Source organism: Mesorhizobium sp. B263B2A (genome assembly GCF_020165775.1).
Classification (GTDB): Bacteria; Pseudomonadota; Alphaproteobacteria; order Rhizobiales; family Rhizobiaceae; genus Mesorhizobium; species Mesorhizobium opportunistum.
The window spans coordinates 782846-803078 of record NZ_JAIUIU010000001.1 but is presented as its reverse complement, the minus strand read 5'-3'; the positions used below and the strand labels follow the sequence as shown (position 1 = coordinate 803078).

Here is a 20233-nt window from a genome sequence, read left to right as displayed (position 1 = left end):
CAATGTAGCTACAATGTGCAGTTGTTACAAGCCTACCGCATGGCCGCCGCTATGTTGCCGCCGTCGACGGTCGTCACGTCGGCGGTGGTGCGTTCGGCCAGCGCGTGGTGCAGGAAGGCTTGCGCCACGTCCTGCGCCGTCACTTCCTGGCCGAGCAAATTGCCGGACATGTATTCCTTCTCCGACACGCCGCGCGCGCCCGAGCGGCTGGCGATCATGGCATCGGTCAAAAGCCCCGAGCGGATGCGGTCGGCGTTGACGGCGTTCGAGCGGATGCCGTGGGCGCCGTAGTCGAGCGCATACTGCCTGGACAGGAACAACGTCGCTGCCTTCGGCACGCCATAGGCGCCGAACTTCGGGCCCGGATTGACCGCCTGCTTGGAAGTATTGAACAGAAGCACGCCGCCGGTGCCCTGTTCGAGCAGGATGCGCACGGCGTTCTGCGCCACCGACTGGTGGGCGAAGAAGTTCAGCTCGAAGCTTTTGCGCAACAGCGCATCGTCAAGCTCCCCGATCCGGCCTTCCCAGGCGGCGCCCGCATTGGAGACCAGGATGTCGACACCGCCGAACACCGCGACCGCCTTGTCGAAGGCGGCACGGACTTGGCTTGGGTCGGTGATATCGGCGGCCACACCGATCGAATTGTTACCGGCCTTCTTCGCCGCGTCGGCGGCCTTGTCGCCATCGAGATCGACGACGACGGCATGGGCGCCATTGTCGGCGAACAGTTTTGCCGTCGCCGCGCCGATCGCGCCGGCGCCGCCGGTGATCAGCACCACCTGGCCGGTCAGTGGCTTCGGCTTGTTGGAGGCGAGCTTGGCCTGTTCCAGCGACCAGTATTCGAGCGGGAACAGGTCGGCCTTGGACAGCGGATGGAAGCGGCCGACCGCTTCGGCGCCTCGCACCGCCTCGATCCACATCTCGCCGACGTCCGACGCAATCCTGGCATCCTTCAGCGTGCGGCCATGGCCGAACATGCCGAGCCCCGGCACCAGCGTCAGCCGCGGCATCGGGTCGAGCATGGTGCGCTTGACGTCGTCGAGCGCGTCATTGGTCTCGAAATAGGCGCGGTAACCCTTGGCGAAGGCGTCGACATGGCTCTTGATGACGGCCTTGTAGTCGTCGGCCTTGTCGGCATCGGGCGCCGGCACCGCCATCGGCCCGGTCTTGATGCGGATCGACAGATCGGGCGTCGACACGCCGCGTCCCGCATAGTCGGCGATCTCGGCCGAATTGATGAAATCGACGATCGCGTCCGATGTGCGGAAGTCGGAGATCATGCGGTCGAAGCGGCCTTCGCCGCGCGCAAACGCAACAGCGCCGCGCAGCATCGGCGCGATGGAAGCCGGCGTCGCGAGCCTTGCCGGCAGTGCGGCCTTTGCCGCCTTCGGCTTGGCGTGCTTGGCCACATAATCCTCTGCGACATTCACATAGTGGATCATCCGGTCGTAGGCCTGCTTGGCATCGTCGCCGAAGGTGAAGATGCCATGCTTGTCGAGGATCAGGCCCTCGACCGCCGGGTCGGCGTCGAAAACGTCGGCTGCCGCCTTGGCGAGATCGAAGCCGGGCATGATGTAGGGCACGTAGCCCATCTTGCTCCCGAACACCGTCTTCACCAGCGGCTTCGAGTCTTCCTGGTCGACGATGGCCAGGATGGCGGTCGAATGGGTGTGGTCGACGAATTTGTGCGGCAGGAAGGCATGCAGCAGCGTCTCGACCGATGGGTTGGGCGAGGCGGGGTCGATCAGGTTCGCCCGCTGCAGCGCGACCATGTTCTCGTCGGAGAGCTTTTCCAGTGCGCGGGCCTTGAGCAGGGCACCCATCTTGACCGCCGGCAGGCCCTGGGGCTCGATGACCGCCATGTCCCAGCCGCTGCCCTTGACGCACAGCACGTCCCATTCATCGCCGACGAGGTCCGTAGCCGTGGTCTTGCAGGAGGTGTTGCCGCCGCCATGCAGGACCAACTGCGGCACACCGCCCAAAAGCCGCGTCGTGTAGACGCGCAGTGCGAGGTCGCGGCCGACGCCCTTCTTGGCATAGTCGGCAACGAGTTTCTCGGCCGTGTCGTCGTTCCACAAATTCTTCATGTTCGGTTCGTCCAGTTGCTGTCTTTGGATGGTGAAACAGGAATGCCGCGACGCCCTGATGACAATGCGCCGGCGAAGGGTTGCTTTCTCAGGATGCTTTTTGTAGCGCCGCTCCGGCATGATCGAGAAGCCGCTGCGCCATATGAGCGCCGACCACCAGATGCGTGCAAAGCCCCCCGGTGATCGCCGCGAGCAGCGGTTCGAACTTGCTGTCCTCCTGCACCACCATCAGCCGCCTGGCGATGGCGCGCAGCGAGGCAAGTTCGGCCGAGATCACCCGGCGGTTATAGCTGCAGTCGAGCACCTTGCCTCCGGCGTCGATGATCTGTCCGGCAATGACCCCGGCTGCACCTTGGCCGCGCAGCTCCGCCATCTCGCCCGATGTCAGCGCGCCGCATTTGACCAGATGGCTGTCGGCATCGACCGCGCCGACCGAGTAGAGCGCCAGGTCGCAATCCCTGATTCCCGACAGTTGCTCACGGATCACCGGTTCGGCCCGCAGCGCGCGCGCCAGCTCTTCCGTCGACAGCACCAGCGGCGCGTAGAAATTGAGGCCCTTGGCGTTGAGCCGCCGCGCGATTTCCATCGTGCACTGGTCGGGCCGGTAGGAATAAGGCGCGCCGAGATTGCCGCAGAGCTGCACCACGGTGACGTCCTGCAGGTCGGCATAGGACATGATGTCGGCGATCGTGTAGACGGTGCGGCCCCAGGCGACACCGATGCGGTCGCCCTTCTTGACCAGTTCGAGAAAGACGCTCGCCGCCAGCACGGCGATGTCGGTCGAGGGGTCCGGGATATGGCCGTTCTCCGGCGCGATCCACACGGCATCGAGCCCCAGCGCATCCTCGAGCTTGCGCGCCATCACGTCGTCGGTGAACAACTGCGTCGAGGTCGAGATGTTGACGATGCCGGTCTCGCGCGCCTTGCGCAGGTACATGGCCACCGAGGCACGGGAAATGTTAAGCTGGCTCGCAACCTGGTCCTGTCGAAGGCCATGCGCATAGTAGAGCCAGGCGGCCTTATGAATGAGCTGTTCTGCCGGTCGGATTGCCATGCCGTCTCCTCGGCTGACATTATTCACGGCTCTCGACAAAAGTCAAACCAAAGCGAAGGTACAGGATACCTGCTCGGCCCCTGAATCTGGATGATCATTGTGCCAAATGGGCTCTAACGTGGCATCCTTGGTGGTGACGCGGGCCTAGCCTGTGGTTAGAAGTCTTCGATAAAAGGGGAGAACGGGATGGGCAATCCTTACGAACAGGATCTCGACAAGAACGCGGCCAACCATCAGCCATTGACGCCGCTCACCTATCTGGAGCGCGCGGCGAAAACCTATCCCGACCACATCGCCATCATCCATGGCCGCCAGCGCATCAGCTATCGCGATTTCTGGCGCCGCTCGCTGAAGCTCGCCTCGGCGCTGCAGAAGCGCGGCATCGGCAAGGGCGATACCGTCACCGTCATGCTGTCGAATACGCCGCCGATGCTGGAGGCGCATTTCGGCGTGCCGATGACCAAGGCGGTGCTGCATTCGCTGAACACGCGCCTTGATGCCGCTGTGATCGCCTTCCAGCTCGACCATGCCGAGACGAAGGTGCTCATCGTCGACCGCGAATTCTCTGGCGTCGTCAGGCAGGCCTTGGAACTGGCCAAGGTCAAGCCGCTGGTCATCGACTACGACGATCCCGATTATGCCGCCGACGCACCCTATCCGAAGGGCGAACGCATCGGCGCGCTCGACTACGAGGATCTTGTCGCTGGCGGTGATGGGGATTTCGCCTGGTCGATGCCCGATGATGAATGGGATGCCATCTCACTCAATTACACGTCCGGAACGACAGGCAATCCCAAGGGTGTCGTCTATCATCATCGCGGTGCCGCCCTGATGGCCTACACCAACACCATCCATGCCGGCATGGCCAAGCATGCCGTCTATCTCTGGACGCTGCCGATGTTCCACTGCAATGGCTGGTGCTTCCCCTGGACTCTGGCCGTGCAGGCCGGCACCCATGTCTGCCTGCGCTGGGTGCGGCCGAAGCCGATCTACGACGCCATCGCCGATCATGGCGTCACCCATCTCTGCGGCGCGCCGGTGGTCATGTCGGTACTGATCAATGCCCGCGACGAGGACAAGCGCACCTTCGCGCAGACCGTCACCTTCAACACCGCGGCCGCGCCGCCACCCGAAGCCGTGCTGTCGGGCATGGCCGATGCCGGCTTTGCCGTCACCCATCTCTACGGCCTGACCGAGACCTACGGCCCGGCGGTCGTCAATGAATGGCATGGCGAATGGGACGGTCTAGCAAGGGGCGAGCGCAGCGCCAAGAAGGCACGGCAGGGCGTGCGCTATGCAGCACTTGAGGGCCTGACCGTCATGGATCCCGAGACGATGCGGATGACGCCGGCCGACGGCGAAACCATCGGCGAGGTCATGTTCCGCGGCAACATCGTCATGAAGGGCTATTTGAAGAACCGCAAGGCGAGCGACGAAGCCTTCGCCGGCGGCTGGTTCCACTCCGGCGATCTCGGCGTCATGCATCCCGACGGCTATATCCAGCTCAAGGATCGCTCCAAGGACATCATCATCTCGGGCGGCGAGAACATTTCCTCGATCGAGGTCGAGGATGCGCTCTACAAGCATCCATCCGTTGCCTCGTGCGGCGTGGTGGCCAAGGCAGACGACAAATGGGGCGAGGTGCCCATCGCCTATGTCGAACTGAAACCGGGCAAGTCGGCGACAGAGGCCGAGATCATCGAGCATTGCCGAGGGCTGCTTGCCCGCTTCAAGGTGCCGAAGGCGGTGATCTTCGCGGAAATCCCCAAGACCTCGACCGGCAAGATCCAGAAATTCCGACTGCGGGAAATGGCTAAGATCGCCTGACGTCCAGAAGGACCTCCTCCAAAAATTATTTCGGGTGCCCGCATCCTTTGGCCGCCTCGTCGCGTCTGTTGGATGTCACCATCTGTCACTATTTTGTACGTGTACGTCGATTTCGTGTTGACACCTCCTTCTTTTCAATTTACGAGTGACGAAAATTGAAATTCATCACTCGTAAATCAACAGAGAGCCATGTCCGAAGCTGCCAACATCACGGCCGATGCCGCCAGACAGGAGAATGTGACGCGCATTCTCGACTGCGCCGAACGCCTGTTCCGGCACTATGGTTATGGCAAGACCAACGTCGCCGACATTGCTCGCGAACTCGGTATGTCGCCGGCCAACATCTATCGTTTCTTCGCCTCCAAGGTCGAAATCCACCAGGCCGTCTGCGGCCGCATGCTCGGCGCCAGCTACAAGATGGCTTACGAGATATGCCACCTGCCGATCAGCGCCGAGGAACGGCTGCGGCGTTATGTGCACGCACAGTACAAGATGACTATGGAAGTCATGCTCGACGACCAGAAGGTGCACGAGATGGTCATCGTCGCCCTCGAGCGCGACTGGGGTGTCATCGACAAGCACATCGACAGCATCCACGACCTGTTCGCGGAGGTGATCCGCGAGGGCATCGAAGCCGGCGAGTTCGCTAATCAGGATCCGGTGATCGCGTCGCGCTGCTTCGGCGCCGCCACGGTCATCCTGTGCCATCCGCAGATGGTGGCGCAGTGCCTTGCCAAGACCAACCGGGCGATGCCCGACGACCTTATCGATTACGCGATCAAAGCCTTGAAAAAATAGCCGCCGCCCGCCGGGCGCCGGTGTCGACCACTCATCTCCAGTCGGAGTTCCAAGATGTCGTTGTCCAGTTCCATCCTTCGCAAGCTGCCAGTTGCCGGCCTGATCGCCGCCACTCTCGGGCTCGCCGGCTGCTCGCAGGAGAAAGCCGAAGTCAAGGATATCATCCGCCCGGTCAAGGTCGTCGAGATCGCGCAGGCGCATGACACCCGCATGCTCTCCTATTCCGGCTCGGTGCGGGCCCGCACCGAGAGCGCCCTGGCTTTCCGGATCAACGGCAAGATCACTGAGCGTCTCGTCGACATCGGCCAGCATGTGGCGCCGGGCGATGTGCTCGCCCGCATCGATCCTTCCGACTACGACCTTTCGGTCAAGAGCGCGCAGGCCGCGCTCGATGCCGCCGAGCGGCAGGTCGAGACCGTCGACCTCGCCCGCAAGCGTGCCCAACAGCTTTTTACCAAGAACTTCGCGCCGAAGTCGCAGCTCGAACAGGCGACACTGACCTACGATCAAGCGGTCGCCACGCGTGACTCCGCGCGCTCGACGCTTGATCAGGCCAAGAACCAGGTCGGCTATACCGACCTCAAGGCCGACAGGGAGGGCATCGTCACATCGGTCAACGCCGATGTCGGCCAGGTGGTCGGTTCCGGCACGCCTGTCGTTACCGTCGCCGTTGACGGCGAGAAGGAAGTGCTGATTGCGGTGCCGGAAATGGAAATCGCCGAATTCAAGCCGGGCAAACCAGTCAAGGCCGGTTTCTGGTCCGACAATACGCTGGCGCTAGAGGGCAAGGTCCGCGAAGTCGCCGGCAGCGCCGACCCGCAGTCGCGTACCTTTGCCGTCCGCGTCAGCCTGCCCAACGACCCGCGCGTGCTTCTCGGCATGACCGCCAACATCGAGGCGTCGGCGGCCAACGAAAAGCAGCTCGTCTCGATCCCATTGAGCGCGCTGGCGCAGAAGGACAGCCAGTCGATCGTCTGGACCGTCGATCGTGGCGCCGACACCGTGCATGCCCGCTCGATCAAGGTTGCCGAGTTCGCCGCCGATGGCGTGCGTGTGGCGGAGGGACTGAAGCCTGGCGACGTCGTCGTTGCCGCCGGCACGCAGTTCATGACCGAGAACCTGAAGGTGAAACTTGCCGGCGGGGTGGCGCAGCAGTCCGCCTCCGCCGACGGTGATGACGCCAGTCGGCTGCGCTGACGACAAACAGATCGGCCGCGCGTTCCGCGGCCACAGGTTTCCGGGCGGCGTGCGCCCGAAGGTCGAGACGTCTAGGCCGATGTACCCCCGCATCGACCTTCGCGTCCCACCGCGATGAGTGTCTCTCCGCTCGGAAAGCCTCGCCGCCCGGAAGCCATTATCGAACGCAGATGATTTCGTTTTGTGTGCCGCGCTTTCGCGGCACCAGGCGCCAACCAAGCAAAGTGGACCAGCACCGATGACGACCTCCACTGAAGAAAAGCGGCCCTTCAACCTTTCGCGCTGGGCCATCGGCCATCCTTCGATCGCGCGGTTCCTGTTCGGCCTGATCATCATCGCCGGCGGGCTCGGCCTGATGCGCATGGGACAGAAGGAAGATCCCGACTTCACCTTCCGCGTCATGGTCGTGCAGGCGATCTGGCCGGGCTCCTCGATCCAGGAGATGGAAGACCAGGTCGTCAACAAGATCGAGCGTAAGCTGCAGGAGACGCCGCATCTCGACTTCGTCCGCTCCTTCACCCGCGCCGGCAGCGCCATCATCACGGTGCAGATCAAGGGCGACACAAATACCGCCGAGGTGACGGATGCCTTCTATCAGGTGCGCAAGAAGGTCGGCGACATATCAGGCGACCTTCCGCAGGGACTGCTCGGCCCCTATTTCAACGACGAGTTCGGTGACACCTTCATCACGCTGCATTCGATCAGCGGCGACGGGTTCTCCTATCCCGAGCTGAAGAAATTCGCCATCCAGGCGCGGGACATGCTTTTGACGACGCCCGGCGTCGAGAAGGCCGTCATCATCGGCGACCAGCCTGAAAAGCTCTACATCGACGTCTCGTCCAAGGCGCTGGCCGAACGCGGCCTGACGCTGACCGACCTGCAGAACGCGATCAAGGGCCAGAACAATGTCGATCCGGCCGGCTCCATCGACACCGGCGTCAATTCGGTGCGCATCTCGGTCGAAGGCGACGTCACCAAGGCCGCCGACATCCGCGAATTGCGCCTGCGCGCCGGTGGCCAGGTCACCCGGCTCGGCGACATCGCCAGCGTCACCTCGGGGCTCCAGGACCCGTACCAGCGCAAGTACCGCTTCAACGGTCACGACAGCGTGCAGCTTGGCGTCGTCATGGCCAAGGGCTTCAAGGTCACCGATGTCGGCAAGGACGTCGAGGCAACCTACAAGCGCTTCGAGGAAGCGCTGCCCTATGGCGTCTCGGTCGACCAGATTTCCGACCAGCCGGGCGTCGTCACGGATGCCGTCAGCGAGTTCATGCATGCGCTTGGCGAAGCGCTGCTGATCGTGCTTGTCGTCTCGTTCCTGTCGATCGGCTGGCGCTCAGGGCTGGTCATCGCGATTGCCATTCCGCTGGTTCTGGCCGCGACCTTCGCCATCATGTACGAGCTTGGCATCGACCTGCAGCGTATCTCGCTCGGCGCCCTGATCATTGCACTCGGCCTGCTGGTCGACGACGCCATGATCGTCGTCGAGATGATGGAGCGAAAGCTGGAGGAGGGGCTGGTCAAGATCGAGGCGGCGAGCTTCGCCTATTCCTCGACCGCATTCCCGATGCTGACCGGCACGCTGATCACCACCGCCGGCTTCATCCCGGTCGGTTTCGCTGCCTCCACTGCCGGCGAATATGTGCGCACCCTGTTCTATGTCGTCGGCATCGCACTGGTCGTGTCGTGGTTTGTCGCGGTCTATTTCACGCCGTGGCTCGGCTATATGATCCTCAAGCAGCGCCAGCATGCCGGCAGCCATCACGATGCCTTCGACACGCGCTTCTACCGCCGGCTTCGTTCGACCGTCGGCTGGGCGGTACGCCATCGCATCATCGTGCTTGTCATGACGCTGGTGACTTTCGCCACCAGCCTGTGGGCATTCCAGTTCATTCCGCAGAATTTCTTCCCGCAATCGTCGCGGCCGGAAATCCTCGTCGACCTGTGGTTGCCGGAAGGCACCAGCATCAAGGAGGTCGAGACGCAGGCCAAGGCGCTCGAGGCCAAGATGATGGACGACAAGGACAAGCGCTTCATCGCCACCTATATCGGCGAGGGCGCCCCGCGCTTCTTCCTGCCGCTCGACCAGCAGCTCAGCAATCCGAACTTCGCCCAGATGCTGGTGATGGCCAATGACGAGCCGGCGCGCGAGCGGCTGATCGTCAAGCTCCGCACCGTCCTGGCCCAGGACTTCCCCTCGATCCGCGCCAAGGTCGACCGCCTGTTCCTCGGCCCGCCGACCGGCTGGCCGGTGCAGATGCGCGTCATGGGTCCGGATCGACAGGAGGTGCGCCGCATCGCCGACCAGGTGAAGGCGAAATTCCAGGAGAACCCGCTGCTCGGCGCCGTTCATGACGATTGGCTCGAACCCGTGCCGGCCATGAAGCTGGTCATCGACCAGGATCGCGCCCGCGCGCTCGGTGTCACCTCGCAGCGCATCCGCCAGATGCTGCAGGCATCGATGTCCGGCGCGCCGCTCGACGACTTCCGTGACGGCGAGGAGACGGTGTCCATCGTGGCCCGCGAACCGGACGCGAGCCGCAGCCTGCTGTCCTCGGTCGATTCGGTCTACATCCCGACCGACTTCGGTGGCTTCGTGCCGCTGTCGCAGGTGGCCAAGGTGGTGCCGGTGCTGGAGCAAGGCATCGAATGGCGCCGCGACCGCTTGCCGACCATCAGCGTGCGCGCCACGTTGCCCGATGGCGTGCAGTCCAACGACGTCGTCACCAAGATGTACAATGACATGAAGGATCTGCGTGCGGGTCTGGCGCCCGGTTACAAGATCGAAATCCAGGGCGGTGCGGAGGATTCGGCGGAAAGCCAGGCTTCCATCGCCGCCAAGGCGCCGATCATGCTGGCCGTTATCGTCGTGCTGTTGATGATCCAGCTGCAGAACTTCGGCAAGGCGATGCTGGTGCTGGCCACAGGTCCGCTCGGCATCATCGGCGCTGCCGCGGCATTGCTGATCAGTGGCGCGCCGTTCGGCTTCGTCGCCATCCTGGGCGTCATCGCGCTGCTCGGCATCATCATGCGCAACTCGATCATCCTGGTCGACCAGATCGATCAGGACATCGCGAGGGGCATGGAACGCTCGGAGGCGATCATCGGCTCGGCCGTGCGCCGCTTCCGGCCGATCGTGCTGACGGCGATGACTGCGGTGCTGGCGCTGATCCCGATCTCGCGTGGCGTGTTCTGGGGCCCGCTCGCCTACGCCATGATGGGCGGCATCCTTGTTGCCACCGTGCTGACCATCCTGGTGCTGCCCGCGGGCTACGCCCTGTTCTTCGGCCGCGAGCCCAAGAAGCGTGATGTGGATGCCGCCGAAGCAGCCATGACGGAACAGCCGGAGAGGCCGCAACTCGCGCTGGCAGCCGAATAGAGCGGTCACATCGCATCATCCGTCATCGCATTGGCCGATGGCGGATGATCCGGCGTGACGGCTGGTCCGCCGCGCCGATCAAAAATGCTCTCCGGCAAGGGTTTCGCAAAACAGAATTCCTTCCCAGGGCCGTGAAGCGGTCCCATCCTGAGCGACACCGGAGCGGCAGCGCTCCTCATCATCAGGATGTCTTCCCATGGCGGAAAAACGGCAATTGCGGCTCGGCGCCTTCATGCGCCCTGTCAGTCTGCACACCGGCGCCTGGCGCTATCCGGGAGCCTATCCCGACGCCAATTTCAACTTCGCGCATCTGAAGCGCTTCGCGCAGACGCTGGAGGCGGCGAAGTTCGACGCCTTCTTCATGGCCGACCATCTGGCCGTGCTCAACATGCCGATAGAAGCGCTGCGGCGCAGCCACACGGTGACCTCATTCGAACCGTTCACGCTGCTGTCGGCGCTGGCCGCTGTCACCGACCATATCGGTCTGGTGGCCACGGCGTCGACCACCTTCGACGCGCCCTATCACATCGCCCGCCGCTTCGCCTCGCTGGACCACATCAGCGGCGGGCGCGCCGGCTGGAACATCGTCACCACGTCCAACCCCGATGCGGCGCTGAATTTCGGGCTGGACGACCACGTCGAGCATGACGAGCGCTATCACCGGGCACGGGAATTCTACGATGTCGTGACCGGCCTGTGGGACAGTTTTGCCGACGACGCTTTCATCCGCGACGCCGACAGCGGGCTCTATTTCGATCCGGCGCGGCTGCATGTGCTGGATCACAAGGGCGAACATCTTTCGGTGCGGGGGCCGCTCAACATAGCCCGCCCGGCGCAAGGCTGGCCGGTCATCGTGCAGGCCGGCGCGTCGGAAGCGGGGCGGCAGCTGGCCGCCGAGACGGCCGAGGTGATTTTCGCCGCGCATAGTGATCTCCCCACGGGGCAGCGCTTCTTTGCCGATGTCAAAAGCCGGGCGGAAAAACTCGGCCGCTCGCGCGACGACATCAAGATCCTGCCCGGCGCCTTCGTCATCGTTGGCGACAGCGTCGAGGAAGCGCGGGACAAGCGCGCCAAACTTGACAGTCTGGTCTATTACGAGAGCGGCATCGCCTCGCTGTCGATCGCTCTCGGGCATGATGCATCCGGCTTCGATCCCGACGCAGCCCTGCCCGAAATTCCCGAGACCAACGCGAGCAGAAGCGGTCGCGAACGCGTCATCGAGCTGGCACGCACGGAAAACCTGACCGTGCGGCAGCTTGCCCAAAGACTGGGTGGTTATTCCGGCCTTGCCTTCGTCGGCACGCCGCAAACCATTGCCGACGAGATGGAGGAATGGCTGGTCGCCGAGGGGTCGGACGGCTTCAACATCATGTTTCCCTATCTGCCCGCCGGGCTCGACGATTTCGTCGAGAAGGTGGTGCCCGAGTTGCAGCGGCGCGGCATTTTCAGGCGCGAGTATGAGGGATCGACGCTGCGCGAGAATCTCGGTTTGAAGCGGCCGTCCAACCAGTTCTTCGAGGGCACGAAAGCCGCGGTCCGCAGGGCCAGCTGACGTCAGCTGGGGGTCGAAATGAAATGGGCGCGCCGGAGCGCGCCCGTTTCACGTCAAGTCAGCGCGTCAGATGACGAACCACCAGTTGGCGAGAAGCATTACCACCACGCCTGCGACCAGCGTCAAATAGGGCAGCATGCCCGCTTTCCTGACCTTGAGATCGGCCGAACTCATGCCGAGATCGGCCAGCATGTGGTCGGGGAACTTGCCGCCGTCCTGGATGTAGTGGCGGAAGCAGAAAACCGGGATGATCAATGCCGCGGTGATCAGACCGGCCCACAGCGCCATCGGGTTCCACACCTTGGCGCCGGCGCCCATGAAGATCGCGTTGACGTAGGCGAAGATTGCCCCGATCCCCAGCAGCCAACTCGGCGCCTTCCAGGGGCGCGCGATATGGCCGTTGTCGATGCGGTGGATCCAGCCGGCATTGAGGTTGAGGAAGTTGAAGATGATGTAGCCGCAGTTCGACACGGCGAGGATGAAGAAGAAGCTCGTCGCGTCGGCCGAGGCGATCGCCAGCACGATCACGTTGAAGACGAGATCGGTCCACATGGCTCGCGTCGGCGCGCCGTGCTCGTTGACGTGGCTGAGATAGCGCGGCAGCCAGCCATCGACCGAGCCCTGGTAGAGCGTGCGCGAGGAGCCAGCCATCGCCGTCATGATGCACAGCACCAGCGCCAGGATCATCAGCATCACCAACAGGCTGTGGATCAGCGCGCCACCACCGACCATGCCGGCCAGCGCGTCGGCCACGCCGGAGCCGTCGACGATCGGCGTCGCCAGCATGCCGTTCAAGCCCAGCACGCCCTGGAAGGTGAATGGTACCAGGATGAACAGAAGCATGCACAAAAGGCCGGAATAGAAGATGGCCTTGAACGTGTCGGTGCCCGGGTTCTTGAACTCGGAAGTGTAGCAGACGGCGGTCTCGAAACCGTAGGTCGACCAGGCGGCGATGAACATGCCGCCCAGCACCAGCGTCCAGCCGGCGATATTCCACGCGCCGGGCTCGGGCGCGTAGGCGGCCGCCAGCGGCACCAGCGGCGAGAAGTTGGCCCAGTTGATCTGCCCGGTGAAGATCGGCACGACGCCGACGATGAGCATCGGGACGATGACCAGCAGGCCGATATACTTCTGCACATTGGCGGTACCCAGGATGCCGCGATGCTGGATCGAGAAGATGATCAGCATCAGCACCGCGCCGATAAAGAAGGTACCATTGAAGGTAAAGGAGACCGGGCCGAGCGTGTGGCTGTACAGCGTCCAGTTGCGAATTGCGGGCGTCGCGGCGGGGGGCACCGCGGTGACGGCGTCAGCGGGTGCCGTTCCGGCATGCGCTGCGATATAGGCGACGACTTCCGCCGAGGTCTCGGTGAACAGCGGCACCGGCGCCAGCGCGTTGAGGATATAGGCGGCGGCGATCGAGCAGCCGAGCGACAGCACCGGCGACCAGGCGAACCAGTTGCACCATACCGACAGCGGCGCGATGAACTTGGAATAGCGCAGCCAGGCCGTGGCGCCGTAGATCGAGGCGCCGCCCGACTTGTTCGGGAACAGGCCGGCAATCTCGGCATAGGTGAAGGATTGCAGGAAGCCCATGATCATGGACACCGTCCAGATCAGGAAGGCCAGCGTCCCGGTCGTGCCGGCGATGCCGCCGATCGAAAACAGGACCAGCGCCGGAACGCCGCTCGCCACCCAGAAGGCGCCGCGCCAGTCGATATGCCTGAGCAGCTTGCTTTCGGCAGGCTGGTCCAGGACCGTGCTTATGGTGCTCATGTCAGTGACTTCCCCTTTTTGTAAGTGTTCCCCGCCGGCGGTGCCTCGGCTTTGCGAAGCTTGCTCCCCCGGCACAATGTTTGCACGATTCCGGTGTTTCCACTCAGTCGTATTTTTTTCTTAAGAGTGAAGATTGATCCGGCGCGCTTTCACGTCAAGCGTTTTGTGAAGCCATGCACATCACGCTTGCGAAACAGGCCCTTGCCTTCTCCCACAAGGGGGAGAAGGCAAGGGTTGCAATGCTCAGGAGCGTGGTCTGGTCTTCTGCGGATCGTAATGGGCGAAGGCAACGACATGTGCCGGCAGCCTCTTGGCGTGACCGTCGAGCTTGCCGATCTCGACCTCCGTACCAACAGCGGCGTGGGTGACGTCGAGCCGCGCCAGCGCGATGTTCTTGTTCAGCACCGGCGAGCGCATGCCTGACGTGACGACGCCGATCTGGGCGCGTCCGACATGGACGCAGTCGCCATGGCCGACCGCGACATTGCTGTCGATGTCGAGCCCGACCAGTTTGTTCTGCGGGTTTTCCTTGCGCCGGATCAGCGCCTCGCGGCCGATGAAGTCGTCGGTCTTAGTCTTCAGCGGCACGGTAAAGCCGATGCCCGCCTCGAAGGGGTCTGTCTGGTCCGAGAATTCGTAACCGGCGAAGATCAGCCCGGCCTCGATGCGCACCATGTCAAGCGCCTGCAGCCCCATCGGTTTCAGCCCATGCGGCTGGCCGGCTTCCCAGATGGCGTCGAACACTTTCTCGGCGTCGCGCGGATGGCACCAGATCTCGTAGCCGAGTTCGCCGGTGTAGCCGGTGCGCGAGACGACGACCGGAATGCCGTTGCCGCCGCCGATGCGGGCGACAGCGAAGCGGAACCATTCCAGTTCGTCGATCGACGGCTGCAGCGGCGAGGTCCAGATCACCTCACGAAGGATGTCGCGGCTCTTCGGCCCTTGCACGGCGATATTGTGCATCTGGTCTGTCGACGAGCGCACCAGCACGTTGAGGCCGAGTTTTTTCGCCGTCTCGCGCAGCCATTCGCCGGACAGATCATCGCCCCCGACCCAGCGGAAATTGTCCTTGCCGAGCCTGAGCAGCGTGCCGTCGTCGATCATGCCGCCATGCTCGTAGCACATCGCCGAATAGACGACCTGGCCGACGCCGAGTTTCTTGACGTCGCGGGTCAGCGTGTATTGCAGCAGCGCTTCGGAGTCAGGGCCGGTGACCTCGAACTTGCGCAACGGCGACAGGTCCATGATCACCGCGTCCTGGCGGCAGGCCCAGTATTCGGCGATCGGCCCTTCCTTGGCGAAGGAATTGGCCAGCCAATAGCCCCTGTATTCTGAGAAGTCGCGGGTGTGCTTGGCGAAGCTCGAATGAAAGGCGGTCTCGCGGGTCATTTTGGGTTCCGAATCGGGCGTCATGCGTCTGGCGATCGCTCGCGAGAATTTGTGCTGGCCGGAATAGGTCCGCACGTGGATGTCGGTCGGGTCCCAGCCATTGGCCGGCGTCGTATCGTCAGGGCAGGCGGAGGAGACGCAGACGATGTCGGTCAACGCCCTGAGCAGGACATAATCGCCGGGCCGCGACCATGGCTCGTCGGACACCATGACGCCATGCGCGTCGATCGCCGTGTTGAAGAAGAAGTTGATCGCCATCCAGCCCGCGCGGGGATTGACGCCCTTGTCGGCCAGCGCGCGGTTGAAATTCTCGGAGCAGTTGGTGTGGCCGGGGTAGCCGATATCGTCGTAATATTTGGCCGCGCAAGCGAGCGCGAAGGCGTCGTGCCGGCCACAGGTGTCCTGCACCACTTCGACCAGCGGTTCCATGTCCTGGTCGTAGTATTTCGAATGCAGGCCGGGCATCGGATAGCTCGCGCCCATCAGCGTGCGGGTCGTCGTCACGTCGAGCGGATGGTCGAGACCCTTGTCCAGCTTGCGCGCCGAAAAGCACTGGAAGTCGGTGCACTGGCGCCCGTCGACATCGATGATCTGCAGATAGTCGCCGGCCTTGACGAAGTAGGATTCCGCCGTCGCCGAATGGACGCGAAGGTCAAGCACAGGCTCCGCGAGCGGATCGGCAAGCTGTGATCGGGCTGCGGGGCGGATGGTGGCGCGACGCACGATGACGGTGAGAGGTGTTGCCGTGTCGTGGCCATCGACCAGCATCGGCCCCCCGGGCGCGGCAATCAGCAACGCACCATCGCGGGCGACGGCAAAACCTTGCTCCGTACCTGCGGGTGTCGCGCCGCCGAACACGCGCACCGCCTTGGGCTGATCAATCTGCACCTGGCGGCGCTCGAGCCCGCGACGCAGGGAGGCGAGGCTGTCATCGCCCCCGGCCAGCAGTGCCTTGATGCCGGCGGCATTGCTGTTGGATTTTTCACCGAGGATACCAGCATCGGTCGCGCCGGTGCTGTCCCAGGCTAGCAGCTCGCAAGCCTGCCCGCCTTCGACATTGCGCACGCTGATCGTGTCGCCGGCCTCGATGTCGATGAGCACCGCGCCATTGCCCTGGATCGTATAGCGTTCCATGCCCGGCGGCAGAGCGATCTGGCCCGGCCTCAGGATCAGGCTGGGCCTGGGCGGTCCGGCGGCGATGGCGGGGTAGGGCGACTGGCTCATCTCAGCCTTGCGGTTCGAGAAACAAGTTTGCCTGTGTGTGAAATTATTTTAGCGGTAAGAATAGCAGGGGCGTCACGTTTGGCAAGGCGGAGCTGACGTAAAGCTCCCCCTTCTCCCCCTGCGGGAGAAGGTGTCGCCGAAGGCGACGGATGAGGGGTGTTCCAGCGGAGTGAGGCGTTGGCGTTCCCTGCAGCACCCCTCATCCGTCTCGGCGCTATCGCGCCGATCCACCTTCTCCCACAGGGGGAGAAGGAAGAGCCGCTCACAAACGCTGCGCTAGTTCCTCTGAATGCGCGATCGCCACGCCATATTCCGCAGCCGAATCCAGCATCGTGTACCAAAGGCTCTCGGCAAACGTCGCGAACACCAGAACGTTGAACACCGCCAGCCCGTCCGCCCGGTCTGCGCCGCGCCAAAACGTGACACTGGTGTGGTCCATCAAGGTCGCGGCTGCCGCACCAACTGGGAACGCGGTTGGGTGTAAATCGATCGACGAAAGTTTCGCCAGCATCATCCGCGCCTTGTCCCCAGAAATGCTGATCAACACCCGCGCATGCGATTGGTCCGACAGCGAGGCGGAGCCGGAGAATGCCGGCGCCAGCATCTGCGTCGTGTGCTTGCCGCCCTTTGACAGAACGAAGAACTGGTCCGGTCCCGACCAGATCAGCGTGGCGTCCGAGGCCTGGACAACCGTTGGCGCAGTCGGGGCCGCGACGCCAAAATGGGCCTTCGCATCCTTCGCCAGCTCCGCCGCCTTGCCGCGCCGCGCCATCACCTGGACCAAGTCGAAATTGCGGATCTCGGTCAGCGACACGCCGGCTTCGCCCTTCACGCCATACGGCCCGGCAACAAGCGCATGCTCCAGCGGGCTGCGGACCTCCCAGGAAAACTCAACCACGCTGGCGCCCTCCATCTGGATCGTAGAAGACGGGATTGCAGAGCTCGACATCATAGTCCTCGCCACGCAGCGGATCATGTGCGTGGACGATTTCGCCGATGCGTTCGCGGCCGCGTTCGACCAGGCCGAGCCCGATCCACTGGTCCAGTGTTGGCGAGAAGCAGACCGAAGTAACATAGCCCTGGTCGTTGCCGGGGCCCGGTGTCTGCCCATTCGGGATGATATGCGCGCCGGAGCGCAGCCGGCGTGCCTTGTCGGTCGGCTTGATCCCGACCACGACCTGCCGGTCCGGCGCCACCAGCGCCTCGCGGCCGGCCATCACCCTGCCGATGAAATCCTTCTTGGTCGACATCATCTTGCCCAATCCAAGATCGGCCGCGGTCGTCGTGCCGCTCAGCTCCGGTCCGGCGACATGGCCCTTTTCGACACGCATCACGCCAAGCGCTTCGGTGCCATAGGGCGTCACGCCAAACGGCTTTCCGGCCAGCATCAGATTGCGCGCCATGGCATCGCCAAAGCGCGCCGGCACCGAGATCTCGAATGCCATCTCGCCAGAGAACGAAATGCGGAACAGCCGCGCTTTGATGCCGCCGCGCAAGCGCACTTCGCGTGCGCCCATGAACGGAAAACCTTCGTTGGAAAGGTCTTCGGCCGGATCGACGATTTCCTTGAGCAGGTCCCGCGCTTTCGGTCCGGCAATCGAGAATTGCGCCCATTGATCGGACACCGACGTCAACTGGACGTCGAGTTCGGGAAACAGCACCTGTCGGCAGAATTCGAGATGCTGCATCACCAGCCCGGCCTTGGCCGTGGTTGTCGTCAGGAAATAATGATCCTCGGCCAGCCGCGACGTGGTGCCGTCGTCATAGACGATGCCGTCCTCGCGCAGCATCAGCCCGTAGCGCGCCCTGCCGACGGCGAGGTTGGAGAAGGTGTTGATGTAGACGCGGTCGAGGAAGGCGCCGGCATCCGGGCCATGCACGTCGATCTTGCCGAGCGTCGAGACATCACAGAAGCCGACGCCCGAGCGCACTGCCTTGACCTCGCGCGTCACCGATTCCAGCCAGTCCTTCTCGCCGGCGCGAGGGTACCATTGCGCGCGCTTCCAGAGGCCGGTGTCGACGAAGATGGCGCCCTGTTCGGCGGCCCAGTGATGCGACGGCGTCAGCCGCGTCGCATGGAAAGTCTCGTCGCGATGATGACCGGCGAAGGCGCCGATGGCGACGGGCACGTAAGGCGGCCTGTAGATCGTCGTGCCGGTCTCGGGAATGGATCGGCCGCTCACCGCCGCCATGATGGCAAGGCCGGCGACGTTGGAGGTCTTGCCCTGGTCGGTCGCCATGCCGAGCGTCGTGTAGCGCTTCAGGTGCTCGACAGATTCGAACCCTTCGCGCTGGGCGAGTTCGATGTCTGAGGCCGTGACATCGTGCTGCTGGTCGACGAACGCCTTGCCCTTGCCGTTAACGTGCCAGAGCGGTGTCAGCGAGAAAGCCTCGTCGTCGCCGATCGGCGCGGAGCCTGGCTTGCCGCTGCGCCCGGCATCGAACGCGGCCGTTGCGCCAGCGGCGAACCCTTCGGCCAGGCAGGCGCCGAGCCCGAAAGCGCCGGCAGCGGCGCCGGCGGCGACCATGCCGGGAGGCGCGCCGTCGGGTACGAAAGCTGCAATATCGTCCCGCCATTTCGGCCGGCCGCGATGATAGGAGGTCAGCCCGACCGCCGGGTTCCAGCCGCCGGAAACAGCGAGCCCGTCCGCCTCGACCTCGGCGCGCGCGCCGCCGGTCAGCGACACCGCGATTTTCCGCACGCCATCCTTGCCGCCGTCGATGCCGCTGACGGCGCCATGCAGCACCGGGAAGCCGCCCTTGGATGCCAACGAACGGTGGGCCGGAGATACATCGGCCCGCGCGTCGATCACCGCCGCGATCTGCAGTCCGGCGCCGAGAGCCGCCTCGACCGTGCGCCAGCCATCCTCATTGTTGGTGAACAGCGCGATGCGCTTTGCCGGTGCTGCCGCGTAGCGCGTGACATAGGTCCGCATCGCGGAGGCCATCATCACGCCCGGCGTGTCATTGCCGGCAAAGACGATCGGCCGTTCGATGGCGCCTGCGGCGACGACACAGCGCTTGGCCACGATCCGCCACAAGCGCTGGCGCACCTCATGCTGCGGCGGCGAGGGCAGATGATCGTTGACCCGCTCGATCGCGCCATAGGTGCCGCCGTCATAGACGCCGAACAGTGTCGTGCGGGTCATGATGCGGACGTCGGGCATGTCGGCCAATTCCGCCAGCGTCTTCGACAGCCACTCGGCCGCCGGCATGCCATCGATCGTGCCGCCATCCGACAGCAGGCGGCCGCCAGGGACGAAATCCTCTTCGCACAGGATGACGCGGGCACCAGCGCGGCCGGCAGCCAGTGCCGCCGCCAGGCCGGTCGGGCCGGAACCGGCGATCAGCACGTCGCAATGCGCCCAGGCCTTGTCGTAGTGGTCGGGATCGGCAACGCCAGCTGCACGTCCAAGGCCGGCGGCGCGGCGGATCGCTGGCTCGTAGATCGCTTCCCAGAACTTGGCCGGCCACATGAAGGTCTTGTAGTAGAAGCCGGCGACGAAGATCGGCGCGAACAATTGGTTCACCGACATCACATCATGGCGCAGCGACGGCCAGCGGTTCTGGCTGGCGGCCTCGAGCCCTTCATAGAGCTCGGCCGTCGTTGCCTTGGTGTTCGGCTCGCGGCGTGCGCCCGTGCGCAGTTCGACTAGTGCGTTGGGCTCTTCCGAACCTGCGGTCAGGATGCCGCGCGGGCGGTGATATTTGAACGAGCGGCCGACCAGCTTGACGCCATTGGCGACCAGCGCCGAGGCCAGCGTGTCGCCCTGGAAGCCGGAAAAGCTCTTGCCGTCGAAGCGGAAATTCAGCGACTGCGAGCGGTCGATGAGGCCGCCGGATGCGAGGCGATGCGATTGAGAGGTCACGATGTTCAGCCTCTCATCGATTTGATGTCATGGCGAAGGCCAGCGCTGCCCCCCATCGCCCTGCCGGGCACTTCTCCCCGT

At 63.9% G+C, this 20233-nt stretch carries 11 protein-coding genes; 5 read left to right on the top strand and 6 right to left on the bottom strand.

Features of this window, described 5'->3' with window-relative positions; genetic code table 11:
* Positions 1–32: 32 nt before the first annotated feature.
* On the bottom strand, positions 33–2087 hold the full coding sequence (locus tag LB568_RS03870) for a bifunctional aldolase/short-chain dehydrogenase (protein ID WP_224729157.1): 2055 nt from the start codon (positions 2085–2087) through the stop codon (positions 33–35).
* 88 nt (positions 2088–2175) lie between these two features.
* Positions 2176–3141: a sugar-binding transcriptional regulator gene (locus LB568_RS03865; RefSeq protein ID WP_013896796.1), complete on the bottom strand. Its 966-nt coding sequence runs from the start codon at positions 3139–3141 to the stop codon at positions 2176–2178.
* A gap of 186 nt (positions 3142–3327) precedes the next feature.
* On the opposite strand from LB568_RS03865, the gene LB568_RS03860 reads away from it, so the two are divergent.
* From LB568_RS03860 to LB568_RS03840, 5 genes are all read left to right on the top strand, one after another.
* The gene (locus LB568_RS03860; protein WP_224729155.1) at positions 3328–4968 is read left to right on the top strand and encodes an acyl-CoA synthetase; all 1641 of its coding nucleotides are present in this window, start codon (positions 3328–3330) and stop codon (positions 4966–4968) included.
* A gap of 189 nt (positions 4969–5157) precedes the next feature.
* Entirely contained in the window at positions 5158–5766 is a 609-nt protein-coding gene (locus LB568_RS03855) for a TetR family transcriptional regulator (protein WP_224729154.1), read from the top strand.
* Between the two features lie 54 nt (positions 5767–5820).
* The gene (locus LB568_RS03850; RefSeq protein WP_023764616.1) at positions 5821–6963 is read left to right on the top strand and encodes an efflux RND transporter periplasmic adaptor subunit; all 1143 of its coding nucleotides are present in this window, start codon (positions 5821–5823) and stop codon (positions 6961–6963) included.
* 238 nt (positions 6964–7201) lie between these two features.
* Positions 7202–10342, top strand: coding sequence for an efflux RND transporter permease subunit (locus LB568_RS03845; protein WP_224729153.1), 3141 nt, complete (start codon positions 7202–7204; stop codon positions 10340–10342).
* A 196-nt stretch (positions 10343–10538) separates the two neighbouring features.
* A complete protein-coding gene (locus LB568_RS03840) occupies positions 10539–11894 on the top strand; it encodes an LLM class flavin-dependent oxidoreductase (RefSeq protein WP_224729151.1) in 1356 nt (451 codons plus the stop codon).
* A gap of 66 nt (positions 11895–11960) precedes the next feature.
* Here the strand turns inward: LB568_RS03840 and LB568_RS03835 are convergent, their stop codons facing one another.
* The 4 genes from LB568_RS03835 to LB568_RS03820 form a co-directional block, all read right to left on the bottom strand.
* The gene (locus LB568_RS03835; protein WP_224729146.1) at positions 11961–13670 is read right to left on the bottom strand and encodes an APC family permease; all 1710 of its coding nucleotides are present in this window, start codon (positions 13668–13670) and stop codon (positions 11961–11963) included.
* Between the two features lie 243 nt (positions 13671–13913).
* Positions 13914–16283 carry a DUF1989 domain-containing protein gene (locus tag LB568_RS03830; protein WP_224729144.1) on the bottom strand — a complete coding sequence of 790 codons (2370 nt, stop codon included), beginning with the start codon at positions 16281–16283 and terminating at the stop codon, positions 13914–13916.
* Between the two features lie 262 nt (positions 16284–16545).
* On the bottom strand, positions 16546–17181 hold the full coding sequence (locus LB568_RS03825) for a sarcosine oxidase subunit gamma (protein ID WP_224729494.1): 636 nt from the start codon (positions 17179–17181) through the stop codon (positions 16546–16548).
* Complete coding sequence (locus tag LB568_RS03820; RefSeq protein WP_412033891.1) at positions 17174–20152, bottom strand: sarcosine oxidase subunit alpha; 2979 nt, start codon at positions 20150–20152, stop codon at positions 17174–17176. Before LB568_RS03820 ends, LB568_RS03825 begins: the two co-directional genes overlap by 8 nt.
* Positions 20153–20233: the final 81 nt, after the last annotated feature.